The following is a 16,285-nucleotide window of genomic DNA, read 5'->3' on the forward strand; positions in this document are numbered from 1 at the left end:
GCCGGCGGTGCTCCTGTGGTCCGGGGCGACCGCAGGACATCCCTGGGGCCGCTCTTCCATTAGGCTGACGCTCCGTCAGACAGGAGGCAGGTCATGGCTGAGGCGGGTCCGACGTACACCGGGCTGGTGCTGGGCGGGCTGGCGCGGGAGCCCGGGCGGGTGGCGGTCCGGTACGGGCACGACGGCACCCTGACCGGGCAGGACTGTCTGGACGCGGTCCACCGCACCGCCCGGGCGCTGGAGCGGATCGGGCTGGGGCGCGGGGACGGGGTGACGGTGCTGGCCGGGAGTCGGCCGGAGGCGTTGCTGGTGCGGCTGGCGGCGAACCTGCTGGGCTGTCGGGTGGCGATGCCGTACCCGGACGGGCCGGTGGCGGAGCAGGTGGCACTGGCGGAGTTCGCCGGGACGTCGGCGCTGGTCTTCGACCCCCTGCGCTGCTCGGCCGCGGCCGACGGGATCGCACGCGCGGTGCCCGGGGCCGTCCTGCTCTCCCTCGGCCCGGCGCCGCTCGGGCTCGGGGTGGACCTCCTGGAGCTCGCCGCCGCTTGCTCCCCCGCCCCGCTCGGACCCCGGTACGCACCGGAGGACGTGATGGCGGTGCGGTTCACCGGCGGCACGACGGGACGGCCGAAGGGCGTGCTGCGCCGCTTCGCCCGGCCGCCGCGCCCGCCGCTGCTGTCCGGCTCGACCTTCCTGCTGTGCACCCCGCTCTGCCACGGCGGTGGTACGACGGCGGACCTGGCACTGGCGGCGGGCGGCACGGTGGTGCTGCAGGACGGGTTCGACGCCGAGGCGGTGCTGGCGGCGGTGGAGCGGTTCCGGGTCTCCCGGATGTACCTGCCGCCGCACCTGCTCTACCGGCTGCTGGACCACCCGCTGCTGCCCTCGACCGACACGGGCAGTCTGCGCCGGGTCGGCTACACCGGCTGCCCGCCCTCGCCGCGGCGGCTGGCGGAGGCGACCCGGCGGCTGGGCCGGGTGCTGCACCAGACCTACAGCCTGACGGAGTGCGGGCCGGTCGCCCGGCTGGGCCCGGACGAGCACCTGGACCCGCGGTTGCTGTCGACCGCCGGCCGCCCGTTCCCGGACACCGGGGTGCGGATCCTGGACGAGGACGGCGCGCCGCTGCCGCCGGGCCGGACGGGGGAGATCTGTGTCCGCACGCCGACCGCGATGGCCGGGTACTGGCGCGATCCTGAGCTGACGGCGCGGGTGCTGCGGGACGGCTGGTTGCACACCGGCGACCTGGGCAGCCTGGACGCGGCGGGCTATCTGACGGTGGCAGGGCGGTGGGACCCGATGGCCATCGTCGAGGGGCACAATGTGTTCCCCCGCGAGATCGAGGAGCCGCTGCGCGCCCATCCGGACGTCCGGGAGGCGGTGGTGTTCACGACCACCGACCCGGACCGGCTGGAGCGCGTCCACGCCGCGGTGGCGCTCAGACCCGGCGCCCGGGCGACGGTGGAGCAGCTGCACCGCTGGAGCCTGCAGCACTGCGGCACGCGGTGCGCTCCGGACACGATCCAGCTCCTGCCCGCGATCCCGCTGAACGGCCTCGGAAAGCCGGACCTCGGTCTCCTGCGCGCCCTGGTGGACGACGGCACCGGCCGGGCCGCCGCCACCGCAGGGGCGCGCAAAGGGGTGTGACGCGCCCCGTCAGTGCTTCGAGCGCCCACGCGGGCGACCTCTCGCGCGGCCCCCAGCGGGAAAACCGTCCGTGGGCACTCGACCGTGCGGCCCGACCTGCCGATACCTCCCCCGGCGGCCTTCCCCGCACCGTCCCCCAGGAGGCACTACCTTGACCTGGCTACGCGTCCTGACCGCACTGGGCATCCTCGCCGTGGCGGCCAGTGCCCTGCTCGTCTTCGCCCTCTGCACCGCCACCTCCCGGGGTGAGCGCGCCGCGGAGGGAGCGCCACCGGACCTCCGTACGGACGCCGAGGCCAGCGGCCTCTTCCAGCGGATGGACGGCGACAGCTGACGCCGCCCGCCCGCCGGAACCGGGTCAGTGTCCGGCGATGTCGTCCGGGCGGACCTCGATGTGGTCGGCCGCGAGGTCGACCGCCACCCGGTGCTCCATGCCCAGCGCCTCCAGGAACTTGACCGGCAGCTGCACCCGCCCGGTGCGGTCCAGCATCACGTACTCGCGCTCGTTCACCGACTCCTCACCGTGCTCGTCGGTCACGGTGCGGCGCAGGACCTCGCTGCTGGTGCGGCCGTCCCGGATGGCGACGGTGCGGCGGACCTCGCCGGCGACCATCGGGTCGTGGGTGACGATCACGACGGTGGTGCCGAGTTCGCGGTTGACGGTGCGGAAGGACTCGAAGATCACCCCGGCGGTCTCGGAGTCCAGCTCGCCGGTGGGCTCGTCGGCGAGCAGGACCGGCGGGTTGTTGGCCATCGCGACCGCGATCGCGACCCGCTGCTGCTGGCCGCCGGAGAGTTCGTCGGGGCGCCGGTGGGCGAGCTCCCCGATCTCCAGGGCCTCCATCAGCTCGGCCGCCCGGGCCGCCTGCTGCTTCGCGCCGCCGGCGCCCGAGCCGCGGCCGCGGCCGCGGCCGCGCAGCTGCATCGGCAGGGCGATGTTCTCGGCGGCGGTGAGGAAGGGCAGCAGGTTGCGGGCGGTCTGCTGCCAGATGAAGCCGACCACCTCGCGCCGGTAGCGCAGCCGCTCTTTGGCGGACATCTCCAGCAGGTCGCAGCCGGCCACGGTGGCGGTGCCGGCGGTCGGCACGTCCAGCCCGGCGAGGATGGTGAGCAGGGTGGACTTGCCGCTGCCGGAGGCGCCGACCAGGGCGACCAGGTCACCCTGCCGGATGGTCAGCTCCAGGCCCTGCAGCGCCTGGACCTCGACGCCCTCGGCGCTGAAGATCCGCACCAGCCGGTCGCAGACGATGGCCGCGCCCTCGCCGTACGCCGTGGGCGAGGCGGCGGCCAGCGCCCGCTGCCGGAGCTCCTGCAGGCTGGGGGCCTCGACGACCGCCTGCCCCTGGGGGGTGCTGTTCACCGCTCGTCTCCTGTCTCGACGGTCCGCACTACTCGTACTTTCTGCTTCATCGCGCCGGTCTCCGCTGTCCTGGCGGCCCTCGCCGCCGTCACGGCCCGTCCGTCCGGTTCCCCCGTCATTGCGGCTCCCCCGCGCGCAGTTCGGTGGCGATCTGGCGCCGGCCGGCGACCAGCGTCTCCGCCACCACCCCGAGGCAGACCAGCAGCGCCAGGCCCAGCGTGGGCAGCAGCACCGGCATCAGGGTGGGGGTCAGGGCGTCGCCGACCTTGGCGCCGACCAGTGTGGAGATGTCGAAGGCGGGCCCGAGCAGGCCGACCGCCGCCGCGGCGACCAGGCCGCCGCCGACCGCCGCCGCCAGGGTCTGTGGCAGCGCCTCGGCGATGATCAGCGCCAGCCCCTGCCGGGGTCGCAGGCCCATGGTCCGCAGCCGGGCGAGGACGGCGGTGCGGTCGGGCGCGGCCCGGAACAGCGTCAGCAGGACCGCGAGCAGGGCGAACCCGGCTCCGGCGGCGGCCGCGTACCAGAACAGCCGTCCGGCGGCGTGCTGCAGCGGGTCGTCGGCGAGTGCGGCGGCGGCCTCCCGGCTGCTGTGCACCGTGTATCCGGCGGGCAGCCCGTGGGTGGCCTTTCCGGTGGCCGCGGCCTCGTCCGCGAACAGCTTGGCCAGGCCCGTCGGCTGGGTCACGCCGCCGTCCCGGAGGGTCGCCCTGACCTGCTCGGGGTCGGGGTCGCCGACCCCGAACCACTTGTTCATCCGCTTCAGCTCCGGCAGGCGTTCCGCGGCGGGGCCGGCGGGCACCACGACGAACGGCTTGCCCGGATCCGGCAGCGCAGGCGTCGCGGTGACGATCCCGGCGACGGTGGTGCGCAGCTGGTTCCCACTGGGCGTACGGACCTGCGGCGTGCCCGCGGCCAGCCGCTTGGCCAGGTCTCGGCTGAACAGCGCGGGCACCGGGGTGTCCGGGCCGCCGGGCGTACCGGCCAGCTTCGCCGGGTCGAACTCCCCGGCACCGACGGTCCGGGCGATCTCCGCGTACGCCGTCGGCTCGGCGACCACGAGGATCGCCTCGGTGTACTCCTTGTCCGCCCCGATGAACAGGGCCTTGGGCTCCACCCGGGCCCCGGTCGCGGCCCGGACTCCGGGCAGCTTTCCGGCGGCTTCGGTGAACGACTCGGACAGGGTGGCGTAGTCCGGGATGACGACGGAGACATCGCCACCGGTCGCGATGCGCGCGGCACGGGTCCGGACGTGCTCCACCGTGTCGAGCACGGTGGCACCGAATCCGGCCGTGGTGACGGCGATCAGCAGCGCCAGCAGCGGCAGCGCGGACGGCCGGCGCCGACCCGAGGTGTCGCGCGCCGCCCGGGCCAGGCCGAGGAAGCCGATCAGGCCTCGGCCGCGGCCGGCCAGCGCGGCCAGCCAGCCGACCACCACCGGCTCGATCCGGGCCAGCAGCAGCCCGCCGGTCACCGCGAGCAGCAGCGGGGCGGCCACCAGCAGGGGGTCCACGCCGGTGCCGGAGTGGCCGACGCCACGGCGCCGGACCTCCGCCACGGCCGCGACGGTGACCGCCAGGACGGCGAGTTCGCCGATCGTCCGGCGCCAGCCGCCGGGGCCCCGGGTGCGCGACCACAACAGGGCGGCCCGGGCCGGGAAGGCCAGCAGGGCGAGCAGCATCGCGGCGAGCGCCGCCAGGACCGTGTAGCCCCACCGGGGGGTGGGCAGCAGCACCACGGCGAGCACCGTGCCCAGCACGGCGGCGGGCAGCACGGTCGCCGCGCCCTCGCCGAGCAGCCGCCCCAGCACCCCGCCGCGCGAACCGCCGCGGGCCTGGAGCAGCCGGATCTCGGCGGTGCGCCGGTCGGTGTTCAGTGCGGCGGCCAGGCAGAGCACCACCACGGCGACGCCCGCGACGCCGGCCGGGCCGATCGCGCTCAGCGGCATCGCGGCCTGGTAGCGGGCGTCCGCCCGGTTGAGCACGTCGGTCAGGTTCGAGGAGGTGTGCAGGTCGGCGCGCTCGGTCGCGTCGACCAGCGCGGTGGCACCGGGCCCGGTCTGGAAGGACGCGATGGTGGCGCGGGTGCGGTCGAGCTGGTCGGCGCGCAGGGAGCCGGGGGCGACGGGCAGCCGCCAGAAGTTCTCACCGCCCGAGCCCCAGACGGCCAGCGCGGTCACGCTCGCGCCGTCCACGAAGCCGGTGGTCTGCCACCAGTTGGTGCCCTTGAGCGAGTACAGGCAGGCGCGGGCCGGGCAGCCGAGGTCGTCCCAGAACGGGTCCTGCGGATCGTTCACCCGGTAGAGGCCGACGACCAGGCTGCGACGCTGCGACGCGGGTCCTCCGCCGTCGTTGTCGATGGTGTCGCCGAGCTTGACGCCGATGGTCTCGGCCGCCTTCTTGCTCAGCACGATCGGCAGCGGGGCACCGAGGGCGGCGGGCGCGGCAGTCGGCCAGGTGCCGTCGGTCAGGGTCACCCGGTCCTCGAGGCCGTGCAGGTAGAGGAGGGTCATCATCGGCGGCGCGTTGTCGGAGAGCCGGGCGTAGCCCTGGTTGAGCATGGCGCCTGAGGCCTCGGCCCTGACTCCGTAGGCCTCGCCGGTCTGCGACAGCGTCAGCTCCCGGCCGACGCGCTCCGTGATCCTCCGGTGCACGGTGTCGAGGGCGGCGGCGGTGTCGGTCAGGCGGGTCCTGGTGGCGCTCTGCAGGCTGGTCAGGTTGAGGCCCTGCTGGCCCACGTAGTCCCGCAGGGCCGCGTCCGCGCCCCGGTCCGCGATCCGCGGGAAGGCCGCCGCCAGGAAAACGGTGACGAGCGCGAGGGCCGCCATGAGCAGCGCGGCCATCGGACTGGCGCGCAGCCTGGTGCGGACCCAGCGTGCGGGGCGGTGGGCGGGCTGGTGGGCGGTGTCGGGGGTGGGCACGGGGGTGCCGGCCTGGGTGGTCACATCTCCTCCACGAGGCGCAGCCGGGTGGCCACATTCCTACGGCGGCGTCCGACGAGGAACGCCGACAGCAGCGGGACGACGGCGATCGCGGCGGCGAGCAGGAGCGCCCGGCCCACCGGCAGCCCGACCACCGCCTCGGGCAGCGGCCGGCGGGCGGCGGGGGTCAGCACGACGAACGGCACGATCAGATGGACGAGCAGGGCCCCGAGCCCCACGCCGACGGCACCGCCGAGGACGACCAGCAGAGCCGGCTCGGCCACGCTGGTGCGGGAGACCAGCCGACGGGGCGCGCCCAGGGCGAGCAGCAGGGCCGAGTCCTGGGAGCGCTGGCGGGCGGAGCCGGCCACGGCGGCGCCGAAGCCGATCGCCGCGAGGACGGCGGTGACGACCGCGATGGCCGTCAGCGCACTCTGCGGGGCGGCGCCGACCGGGTCGCCGAGGAGGCCCTCGGCCACCTCGTCGTAGAGCCGGACGTCCTGGGAACCGGGTCCCGTCCGGAGCGCGGCGGCGGCCCGGGCCGGGACGCGGTCGCCCGGGCCTGCGGCGGGCAGCCACCATTCGGCGCTGCCGGACACCGTGCGGCCTTGGGCGGCCAGCACGCGCGCGGTGGTGGCGAGGTCGACGAGGACCGCGCTGCGGCCCGCCACCGGCAGGGCCTCGACGGACGCGGTGACCTTGATCGGGAGGATGGTCCCGCTGAACGGCACCCGGACGGTGTCGCCGACCGAGGAGCCGGTCGCCTTCAGGTAGTCACGGGTGGCGACGCCCCGCACGGTCGTGGGCGTGCTCGTCCCGGCCGCCGCGCCGGCGCTCTGAGCGCCCGACCAGGCGGCACCGGACGGCACCGGGACGGCGGTCGCGGGCCCGTCGGCGGTGTCGGACACGGCCAGCCGGCGGACGAGGGCCGCCCGCTCGCCCTTGTTGCCGGCGGACGCGGTCACCCCGATCACGGTCAGCGGCGCGGCGGCGGAGCCCATCGGGGCGTCGACCAGCGTGCTCAGCGGGGCCGAGCCCCGGAGGTCGTGGTCGGCCGGGACACCGCTGAACGGGACCTTGTAGACGATGCCGAAGCGGTCCCGGAGGAGGAACGTCACCCGCAGGGCCTGGTCGGAAGCCGGGTACCCGGCCTGGTCGGTGGAGATGTCGGCGTCGATCCGCAACGGGTGGCCGGGCAGCGGCAACCCGTCCTCCGTTCCGGCGGGGGCGGGCTGGGCGAGCGGGCGGAACAGTTCGTCCCGGGTGTACCCGTCCAGCAGGTCGCCGCGCACCGGAACACGGTCGGCGAAAGCGGCGGTGTCCACGGCGAGCACCTGTCCGGCGCCGGACGGCAGTTGCTGCTCATCCCGCACCACGGGGACCAGCCGGTCGCCGCCCGGCAGGGCGCCGTAGCGGCCGGCCTGGCCCATCAGCGAGCCGTGCGAGGCGGAGATCCGCAGGCCGCCGAGCGTCTCGAAGGCCGCCTGGTCCCGCTGGGAGGCGGTCCAGGTGGCCTGCTGGCCGAGGGCGAGGACGCCGGTGGCCACCGCCATCACGAGCAGCAGCACGGGGCCGGTGGCCCGCGCGGGCTGACGGGCCAGCTGCCAGCCGACCATGGCCGGGCCGAGGCCGCGGCCCCCGGCAGCCACCCGGGCACCCAGCCGGGCGGCGAGCGGCAGCAGACGCAACACCACCAGGGTGCCCGCGCACAGCGCCAGAGTGGGGGTGGCGACCAGCAGCAGGTCGACGCCGAGCTTGCCCGAGGAGTCCGTGGAGAGCCCGCCGCCGTACTGGTCGAGCTGCTGGTAGGCGAGGGCGGCCAGGACGAGCACGGCGAGGTCGCCGCCGTTGCGGGCGATGCCGGAGACCACGGCCTGGCGGCGGCCGGTCCGGCGGCGCAGGGCCGCGCCGGCACCGCGCAGCAGGCTGGGCACGGTGGCCAGCACGATGCAGGCGAGGGCGCCGAGCGCGGCCACCGGCCAGAGCGCCGCGCTGATGCCGGTGTCCAGGGCGACCTGGTGGGACCGGCCGAGGCCCGCCAGGACGCGGACCAGGAACGGGGTGAGCAGCGGCGCGAACACCGCCGCCGGGGCCGCGAGCAGCACCAGTTCCAGCGCGGTGAGGGCACCGAGCCGGGTGCCGGAGGCGCCACGGGCCGCGAGCAGCTCGTTCTCCCACTCCTGACGGGTCGAGATCAGACGGACCACCAGCAGCAGTGCCGCTGCGGCGAGGACGGCCAGCTGCAGGGCGCCGATCAGCAGGGTGGACCGGGCGACCATCATGCCGGCCGACAACTCGCGCATGACGTCGGCCAGTTCGGTCTTCGCGCTGAGCGACGCGGTCTTCCGCAGGTCGTCGGCGAGGCCCTGGGAACGGTCGCCGATGGCCTGGGCCGTGTCCTGGCCGACGCCCGCGAAGTCGGCGTCGAGCAGCCAGCCGCGGCTGCTCTGCAGCAGACCGCCCACGGTGAAGGCGCTCTGGTCGACCATCATCGGACCGAAGGTGGTGAAGTCGCCGACCTCGACCTCGTGACCGCCGACCGGGTCGATCCGCCAGTACGGGTCGAACGGGTCGACGGCCCGGTAGGCACCGGTGACCCGCACGGTCAGCGGCTTGCCGTCGAACCGGTCGGCGAGCTGCACATCGGCGGGCAGCGCCTGCTCCGTCAGGCCGAGGCGGGCCAGCACGGTGTGGGGTACCGCCACCTGCGGGGCGGCGGACTGGACGGGCCCTGCGGCGGCGCCCGGCCACGCCCCGGCGAGCAGCCGGACGCGGCCTCGGTCGATATCGGCGAGGACCGTCAGGTCGACCTTGGCCGCGGCGGGCGCGATGGGCGAGGCAGGGGTTCCGGCCGCGGCAGGGGTTCCGGCCGCACCCGCCGTTCCGGCCACACCCGTCGTTCCGGCCGCGTCGCCGGTCGGCAGACCGTAGGAGCGGCTGCGCAGCATGCTGTCGGTGCGCACGGGCAGGTCGCCGAACAGCTTCTGCCGGTAGGAGGCGAGCGCCTCCTCGTCCTTCGACCGCTGGTCCGGCCCGTGTTCGGCCGTCACCACCACCGTGGTCCGGGTGTGACCGGGGCCCTGGAGCGCCTGCCGCAGGCCGGCCTGACCGACACTGCTGTTGAAGGTCACCAAGGCGGTCAGCACCGCCGTGGTGATCAGTACCGTCAGCAGAACGGCAGCAGCCAGCGGCAGTCGCCCGCGCAGCCGGCGCACGACGAAGCCGAGCATCAAGTTCCTCCCCCGGATGACGTCCCCGGTAGCGTCCGCCGACCCCGCCCACCGACCCGACCCGGGCACAAATCGGCCACGGATGGACACATCGAGGACACACCGGCGCATTGATCACCGGCATTCGATCACCGGATAGCGGACGATGCTGTCAGATGCGATCCAGGAACGGAAGGGACTTGCGCGAATCAAGTAAGTAATGAGCAAATTCTTTCCATTGGTAGCATCCCGGCCGAGGCTGTACCGCTGGAATGCCATGCACACTTCACAACTCTGGCTCCACTGCGCTCCTTTGGCCGGGGACTCCGCTTTTCCGGATTCCCCATCGGGAACGTGAACCGACGGAGCCACCGCATCCGTAGACACCGGATAGGACCGAGTCGCCACGCCCACAGGGGGGACGCCGCATGACGCAGGATCAGGCCGCCACCGCCATCGCCACCACGACCACCGAACCAATGGTGGCCGTGACCGACCTCCGACGCAGTTTCGGTACCGGCGAGCGGACGGTGCACGCCCTGCGCGGCGTCTCCTTCGCCGTCGGCCGAGGCGAACTCGCCGCGCTCAAGGGCCGGTCCGGCTCAGGCAAGACCACCCTGCTCAACCTGGTCGGCGGCCTGGACTCCCCGACCGGCGGCAGCATCTCCCTCGACGGCATCGACCTCGCCGGACTGAACGAGGACGGCCGACTCGCCCTGCGGCGCGAGCGGATCGGCTTCGTCTTCCAGTCCTTCGGGCTGATCCCGATGCTCACCGCCGCCGAGAACGTGGGCGTGCCGATGCGGCTGCGCAAAGTCCCGCCGGCCGAGCGCGAGGAGCGTGCACACACCCTGCTGGCGCTGGTCGGCCTGGCCGACCACGCCAACCAGCGCCCCGGCGAGCTCTCCGGTGGCCAGCAGCAGCGCGTCGCCATCGCCCGTGCGCTGGCCAACGAGCCCGGCCTGATCATCGCCGACGAGCCCACCGGTCAGCTGGACTCGGAGACCGGCCGCTCGATCATGGAGCTGCTGCGCGCGGTGGTGCGCAGCGAAGGCGTCACGGTGCTGGTCGCCACCCACGACCCGACGCTGATGGGGCTCGCCGACCGCGTGATCGAGCTCCGGGACGGGCGGATCGTCGAGGAGGGGGCGGAGCAGGCCGCGTAGCCGAAGCGAGCGGCCCGCTCGCCCGGGCCGGTGCGGCATGACGGGGCGCGGGGATGCGGGGTGCGTCCTCACACCTTTCCGCGCTTACCCCTGCCTTTCCGTGCTTTCCTGTGCCTCCTCCTGCCTCCTCGCGCCTCCTCGCGTCTTTCTGGCTCCGCCGCGTGGCGGGTGGGAGGACGGTCAGGCCTTGGCCGGGACGATGGACTGCGCGTGGTGGAACACCTCCTCGCCGTCCCAGTACGCCTTGGCCCGCTGCAGCCGCGCGTAGTTGTCCTTGTAGTACAGCCGGGGGTAGGCCGGGTCGGGCTGGTTGGCCGTGCCCAGGTCGACGTCGGGGTAGTTGACGTAGGCGCCGTCGGTCGCGGTGTCGATCTCCGGAATGCCTCCGGTCTCCCGGTAGACGTCGCGGTAGAAGCCGCTCAGGTAGGTCAGGTGGGCGGTGTCCTCCGCAGGATCGGTCCAATAGGTCTGGTACTGCAGCTTCATGACCGAGTCGCGCTGCGGGACGGCGGTCTCCTCGGGCCGACGGGTGTTGATCCGGCAGCCGTAGGAGTCGATCTGGACCAGCGTCTTCGAGAGGTCCGCCCCCTCGACGTCCCGCACCAGCCAGTCCCAGAAGGTGGCGATCTGGGCCGGGCCGAACGGCTCCCGGTGGTAGGCGGACTTGTACTTGCCGCGCTGGTTGTCGCCCGAGGGGTTGAGTGTCATGGTGGCCTGGAACCACGGCAGTTGGCGTCGCTTCTCCGGGTACGGCAGGAACAGTCCGCCGGCGGCGCGGGTCTGGACCACCGAGCGGGTGGCCATCCCCTGCTCGACGGCCGCCACGAAGGCGTCGAGGGACGCCGGGTCGTCGCCGTCCCACTGGCTGAACAGGACGACGTTCCCGTTGGAGTGGTGGGTGAGTTTCAGGATGGCGAACAGCCCCTGGTACACGGACTCCTGCGGGCCGCTGTGCTCCGCCATGAAGGTGCCGAAGTTGCGCACCAGGGTCTCGAAGTCGGCGGGCCGCTCGAGCAGTTCGGCCCACGGCCAGGCCACGCTGCTGAGCCAGACCCGGGGCGGCGGCTGGGGTGCCTCCGTCGCGAAGTGGTAGCGCAGCACCACCCCGAAGTTCCCGCCACCGCCGCCGGTGTGGGCCCAGAAGAGGTCCTGCTCCGGCGAGCCCTTCGCGTCGTCGCGGTGCGCCTCCGTCACCACGGCGGTGCCGCCCCGGACGGTGACCACGTCGACCTGGACGAGGTGGTCCACCGTGAGCCCGTGCCGCCGGGAGAGCAGACCGAACCCGCCGCCGCAGATGTGCCCGCCCACACCGACCGAGTAGCAGGACCCGGCGGGCAGGGTGACGGCGTACTCCCGGAACAGTGTGGTGTAGACGTCCCAGTTGGTCGCGCCGCCCTCGACGCAGTAGGTGGGCCGGCCGAACTTGTCCGTCGAGGCGGCGACGCCGCGCATCGTGCTGAGGTCGAGGATGACGCCGCGGTCGTTGTCGACGAAGCCCTCGTAGCAGTGCCCGCCCCCGCGGACCGTGGGCCGCAGTCCACGGTCCAGGGCCCGGTTCAACTCGGCGACGGCGTCGGCCTCGTTGCCCACCAGCCGGATGTAGGCGGGGCTGCTGCTCCACCGCTGGTTGAAGCCCTGGCCGAGCGTCTGGTACCGGGGATCGCCCGGCAGGATCGACCGCCCCTTCGGCAGTTCCCTGGGCACTCCGCCGGCCGCCGCCGCACTCATGGAACCGACGGTGATCCCGGCTGCCGCCGCGCCGGCACCGCCCAGGAATCCCCGCCGGGAGGATTCGCCCTTCATGCTCCGTCCCCACTTTCTCGATTCGAGAGAAGCCGGCTGACCGCACGCTAACACGGGCATTCGACGGTGGGAAATAATTTATAAAAAGTGTGACAGTACGTCATTTTCGGTGACCTATCCGAATGCTGACGCCCGGCGCCCCAGCGAACCCCATTGTCAGTGGCATCGACTACGGTCACCGACAACTCGACGGAACCCACTCCCCTGGAGGTTCGATGACGATCTTCTTTCGCTTTCCCCGCGCGCTCCGGGAAGTCGGCCGGAAAACACGGTTGTGGTGGCCGGCAACACCGCCGACCACCACAACCGTCGTCTCATCCGTCAGGCGCCCGAGGGCCGGGCCGTCAGACCGCCGGGAAGATCTCCGCGTCCGGCTTCAGCAGCTGGCCCGACTTCGGCGCGGTGCCGTCCACCAGGTAGCGGGTGACCAGACCGTTCAGCGCCGTGCTGCGGCCGACGGCGCAGTGCTCGATCGAGTCGACGCTGACCAGCACGGCGTTGCCCAGCTCCTGCTGCATCCGCTGGGCGAACTTGTACTGGGTCGCCGGGTCGTAGAGGTTGCCGATGACCATCACGGTGTTGGAGGTCTTCTTGTTCCACGGGCCGGAGAAGCGCTCGGCGTCCCGGGCCGGGGCCGGCCAGCTCGCGCACGCGGGCGCGTCGAAGGCCTGGTAGCGGCCGAAGGTCGGCGACTCCTGCTCCCAGGTCTTGGCCACGTTCGCGAACACCCGGTCGTTCGACGGGTACGGCTTGTCCTGGCAGTTGACGCCCATGTAGGAGTCGTCCGCGGTGTACTCGGAGTCCACCGGGGCCTCCCGCAGCGCCCGCGGCACGTTCACCGAGAGGAGGTTGGCGTCCTCCTCCGCGACGTTCGCCTTCGGCGCCAGCAGGGTGGCGGCGCTCGACTTCTGCAGCACCTGGTAGGTGGCCTGCAGCGACTTGGCCAGCGGGGCCAGCTTCGCCTGCGAGTACAGGGCGCCGGCGACCTCGCTGGTGAAGCTGCTCAGCGTCACCTGGGAGCCGTTCGGCAGCGTGATCGGGCTGGTCCGCAGGTGGTCGCGGAGCCCGTCGAACTTGGCCCGGGTGTCGCCCTCGCCGAACGCGCAGCGCGGGGCGCCGGCCGTCTGGCAACGCTTCAGGAACTCGTCCAGGGCCAGCTCGAAGCCGCCCGCGCGCTGACGGTCGTACTCCAGGCCGTTGTGCAGGCGCAGGTTCGGGTCGACGTTGCCGTCGATGATGATCGCGCGGACCTTGTTCGGGTACATGTTGGCGTACGTCGAACCGATCAGGGTGCCGTAGGAGAAACCGGCGAAGGTGAGCTGGGCGTCACCGACGGCACGGCGCATCCGGTCGAGGTCGCGCACCACGTTGATGGTCGACATGTGCTCGATCAGCGGGCCCGCGTTCTTGCTGCAGGCGTCCGTGTAGTCCTGGTCCGCGTCCAGCGTCTCGTTGACCTCGGCCTTGGCGACCGGCACCGCGACCATGCGGTTGTTGACCGCGTCGGCCTCTTCCTGGGTCTTGAAGCACTTGAGCGGGTTGCTCCGGGCCACGCCACGGGGGTCGAAGCCGATCAGGTCGAACTTGGACTGCACCTCGGGGCCGAAGCGGCTGGTCGTCGCCCACAGGTAGCCACTGCCGCCCGGGCCGCCCGGGTTGAGGAACAGCGAGCCGATCCGCTTCGACGGGTCGCTCGCCCGCCGCCGCATCATGGCGATGCCGACCTTCTCGCCCGACGGGTTGTCGTAGTCCAGCGGCACGGGGTAGACGGCGCAGTCATAGATGCCCGGGTCCGGCTTGCTCGGATCGGGGTTGCACGGCGTCCAGGCGACAGGGTCGACCTTCGCCTCGGCCAGACCCGGGGCCTGGTCGATCGGCGCCGCCGAGGCGGCGACGGCGGAACCAGTGACAAGGGCGAGGGCGCAGGCGACTGCTCCGGCCATCGTGGATATGCGGGACAAGGAACCTCCTTGGTAAAGGGCTGCCCCAGACTGTCAGCCGGAGATCTCCGTGTGAAGACCTCGGAGCAGCGGAATATTGTCCGCGCATCATGCCGAACTCGGCGGAATATTCTGTGAATGAACCAACTTGACGGCTGATTGACCTAACGGTCAGTCATTTTGCCGCCGATCCTCCAGACGCTCTCACCCGACGGCCGGCCCGGCCGAGTCGGGTCAGGTCGCGGGTGGCGGGTGACGGGTGACGGGTGACGGGTGGCGGGTCGCCGGTGGGATCCGCGGCAGGGGCGCCCCTATTTCGCGATCGGCTGCGCCAGGTTGTCCTCGGCGACCACCTGGTAGACGGCGTTCAGCGTCGGCGGGCCCACCAGGTCCTTGATCCGCTCGAAGCGGCGCTCCTCGACCGGGGTGAGCCGCTCCATCCAGGCCTGCATGGACTCCGGCCCGTGGTCGCCCTCGATGAGCGCGATGGTGATGATCTCCCGCGAGTCCTCCAACGCGGTGGCACTGATCACCCGGGTGCGCGGGTCGTCCGGGAACACCTCGTCCGGGATCCACGCCTTGCGGAACTCCCCGTACTCCACACCCTCGTTGAGCTTGCGCACCATGACGGCGACGAGCTGCATGACATCCTCCCCGGACTTCGTTTCTTGCAGTGCAAGAAGTTGACGTCGAGTATTCTTTTCTTGCACTGCAAGAGTTGTCAAGGTCCCACCGGAACCGCCCCGGTGACACCCGGAGCCCAGGAGGAGCAGATGCCGAACCGGCGCACCCGCCCGAGAACGGGCCTGACCCGCGAGAAGATCATCGACGCCGCCCTCGCCTACGTGGACGAACACGGCCTCGCCGCGCTCTCCAACCGCAAACTCGGCGCGGCACTCGGCGTCGAGGGCATGACGCTCTACCACTACGTCCCCAGCAAGGCCGCGCTCCTCGACGGCATGGTCGAGCGCCTGCTGGAGCTGTCCGCCGGAGACCTCTTCGCCGAGCCCAGCGGCCCGTGGACCGAGGTCGTCCGCGAATTCGCCGTCGAACTGCGCCGACTGCTGCTCGACCACCCTGCCATGCTCACCGTCCTGGCCACCCGCCCCGCCGCCACCCCCAGCGCCCTCGCCCTGCTGGAACGCGGCATCACCGTGCTCCACGAGGACGGCGTCCCGCTCGGCGACGCACTCGACGTCCTCAACTCCGTCGTCCGGTGGACCATCGGGCACACCCTCGGCGAGGTCGGCGAGACCCCCCACCACGAGGGCACCGAGCCCGAGCCCGAGCAGTTCGCCGCCCTGGACCGGAACACCTACCCCCAGCTCGCGAAGGCCTTCGCCACCGGCGAAGGCCTCGACTCCGAGCAGTGCTTCCAGCGCACGCTCCGCATCCTGCTCGCGGGCTACGCCGCCGAACTGGAGCCCACCCGGGAGAGGCGGTCGTGACCGGCTAACTCCCGCTCGCCCCGCGCAGGGCGGCCGCCACCAGCCCCTCGATCTCGTCGACTCCGGGCTCTCCCCCGCCCACCAGGCGGTCGAAGAGCAGGCCGTCGATGCAGGCGAGCAGCGTGCCGGTCCGCCCATCGGGGTCCGGCGCGCCCCGCTCCGCCAGGAAGGCCCGGACGGCGGCGCGCCCCGCGTTCTCCCGCGGCACGAGGATCTCCCGCAGCTCGGGATCGCGCACGCTCTCCACCGCGCACGCGTACCGGGCGAGCGAGCGGCGCCGCCCCTCGCCGCTCAGCCGACGAAGCATCAACTCGTGGATACCGTCGACCAGTTCCTCCACCGAGCGGACGGGTACCGACTCCCCCATCACCTGCAGCTCCCCCTGGTCCAGCTCCACGAGCCGGCGCACCAGCGTGGTGAGCAGCGCCTGCCGGGTCCGCAGGTAGGCCGAGGTGGTCCCCACCGGCAGCCCCGCCGCCGCGTCCACCGCCCGGTGCGTCAGCCCCCGCACCCCCAGGTCCGCCAGCACCCCGATCGCCGCGTCCGCCAACACCGTCCGCCGATCCGGCCGCCCCTGCTCCTCATCTCGCCGCATCCCCCCTTTCTACCGGCAGCAGCCCCCGGACCACCCACCGGCACCAGCGGCTCAGCCCCTGCCCAGCTGCCTGGAAACCACGGCCCACCAACCGCTCCCGAGCAGCCGGCCTCCGATCGACCCACCCCCACCGGACGGCACACCCCCGGCCCGACCGCCTCCTCCGCCGCGCCCACCCCGCCCAGCCCGCCGGTCACTTC

11 protein-coding genes are annotated in these 16,285 nt (G+C 73.1%); 4 read left to right on the forward strand and 7 right to left on the reverse strand.

Annotation, left to right across the window (positions count from 1 at the left end; genetic code table 11):
• The first annotated feature begins 93 nt into the window (after positions 1–93).
• A complete protein-coding gene (locus tag ACZ52J_RS17115) occupies positions 94–1,647 on the forward strand; it encodes an AMP-binding protein (RefSeq protein WP_465619599.1) in 1,554 nt (517 codons plus the stop codon).
• Between the two features lie 151 nt (positions 1,648–1,798).
• Entirely contained in the window at positions 1,799–1,981 is a 183-nt protein-coding gene (locus ACZ52J_RS17120; RefSeq protein WP_360491216.1) for a hypothetical protein, read from the forward strand.
• Positions 1,982–2,005: 24 nt separating this feature from the next.
• Here the strand turns inward: ACZ52J_RS17120 and ACZ52J_RS17125 are convergent, their stop codons facing one another.
• The 3 genes from ACZ52J_RS17125 to ACZ52J_RS17135 form a co-directional block, all read right to left on the reverse strand.
• Positions 2,006–3,007: an ABC transporter ATP-binding protein gene (locus ACZ52J_RS17125; protein WP_465619602.1), complete on the reverse strand. Its 1,002-nt coding sequence runs from the start codon at positions 3,005–3,007 to the stop codon at positions 2,006–2,008.
• 115 nt (positions 3,008–3,122) lie between these two features.
• Positions 3,123–5,948, reverse strand: coding sequence for a hypothetical protein (locus ACZ52J_RS17130; protein WP_465619604.1), 2,826 nt, complete (start codon positions 5,946–5,948; stop codon positions 3,123–3,125).
• Positions 5,945–9,154: an FtsX-like permease family protein gene (locus ACZ52J_RS17135; protein WP_465619606.1), complete on the reverse strand. Its 3,210-nt coding sequence runs from the start codon at positions 9,152–9,154 to the stop codon at positions 5,945–5,947. Before ACZ52J_RS17135 ends, ACZ52J_RS17130 begins: the two co-directional genes overlap by 4 nt.
• A 407-nt stretch (positions 9,155–9,561) precedes the next feature.
• Between ACZ52J_RS17135 and ACZ52J_RS17140 the strand changes: the two genes are divergently transcribed.
• The gene (locus ACZ52J_RS17140) at positions 9,562–10,299 is read left to right on the forward strand and encodes an ABC transporter ATP-binding protein (RefSeq protein WP_360491228.1); all 738 of its coding nucleotides are present in this window, start codon (positions 9,562–9,564) and stop codon (positions 10,297–10,299) included.
• Between the two features lie 180 nt (positions 10,300–10,479).
• Here ACZ52J_RS17140 and ACZ52J_RS17145 read toward each other — a convergent pair whose 3' ends face one another.
• From ACZ52J_RS17145 to ACZ52J_RS17155, 3 genes are all read right to left on the reverse strand, one after another.
• Positions 10,480–12,027: an FAD-binding oxidoreductase gene (locus ACZ52J_RS17145; RefSeq protein ID WP_465619609.1), complete on the reverse strand. Its 1,548-nt coding sequence runs from the start codon at positions 12,025–12,027 to the stop codon at positions 10,480–10,482.
• Positions 12,028–12,446: 419 nt separating this feature from the next.
• Positions 12,447–14,063 (reverse strand): alpha/beta hydrolase, encoded by a 1,617-nt coding sequence (locus ACZ52J_RS17150; RefSeq protein ID WP_465619611.1) that lies wholly within the window; start codon positions 14,061–14,063, stop codon positions 12,447–12,449.
• A 290-nt stretch (positions 14,064–14,353) separates the two neighbouring features.
• A complete protein-coding gene (locus ACZ52J_RS17155; protein ID WP_465619613.1) occupies positions 14,354–14,686 on the reverse strand; it encodes a hypothetical protein in 333 nt (110 codons plus the stop codon).
• A 129-nt stretch (positions 14,687–14,815) separates the two neighbouring features.
• Here ACZ52J_RS17155 and ACZ52J_RS17160 point away from each other — a divergent pair, with 129 nt between their 5' ends.
• On the forward strand, positions 14,816–15,490 hold the full coding sequence (locus ACZ52J_RS17160) for a TetR/AcrR family transcriptional regulator C-terminal domain-containing protein (RefSeq protein WP_465619615.1): 675 nt from the start codon (positions 14,816–14,818) through the stop codon (positions 15,488–15,490).
• A gap of 4 nt (positions 15,491–15,494) precedes the next feature.
• Here ACZ52J_RS17160 and ACZ52J_RS17165 read toward each other — a convergent pair whose 3' ends face one another.
• Positions 15,495–16,085: a TetR/AcrR family transcriptional regulator gene (locus ACZ52J_RS17165; RefSeq protein ID WP_465619617.1), complete on the reverse strand. Its 591-nt coding sequence runs from the start codon at positions 16,083–16,085 to the stop codon at positions 15,495–15,497.
• Positions 16,086–16,285 lie beyond the last annotated feature (200 nt).

It is taken from the genome of Kitasatospora sp. NPDC034035 (assembly GCF_055575755.1).

Bases quoted from the DNA above. Each gene is read 5' to 3' on its own strand.
- ACZ52J_RS17115 (WP_465619599.1), top strand. From the start codon at position 94: ATGGCTGAGGCGGGTCCGACGTACACCGGGCTGGTGCTGGGCGGGCTG.
- ACZ52J_RS17135 (WP_465619606.1), bottom strand. From the start codon at position 9,154: ATGCTCGGCTTCGTCGTGCGCCGGCTGCGCGGGCGACTGCCGCTGGCT.
- ACZ52J_RS17140 (WP_360491228.1), top strand. From the start codon at position 9,562: ATGACGCAGGATCAGGCCGCCACCGCCATCGCCACCACGACCACCGAA.
- ACZ52J_RS17145 (WP_465619609.1), bottom strand. From the start codon at position 12,027: ATGAGTGCGGCGGCGGCCGGCGGAGTGCCCAGGGAACTGCCGAAGGGG.
- ACZ52J_RS17155 (WP_465619613.1), bottom strand. From the start codon at position 14,686: ATGCAGCTCGTCGCCGTCATGGTGCGCAAGCTCAACGAGGGTGTGGAG.
- ACZ52J_RS17160 (WP_465619615.1), top strand. From the start codon at position 14,816: ATGCCGAACCGGCGCACCCGCCCGAGAACGGGCCTGACCCGCGAGAAG.
- ACZ52J_RS17165 (WP_465619617.1), bottom strand. From the start codon at position 16,085: ATGCGGCGAGATGAGGAGCAGGGGCGGCCGGATCGGCGGACGGTGTTG.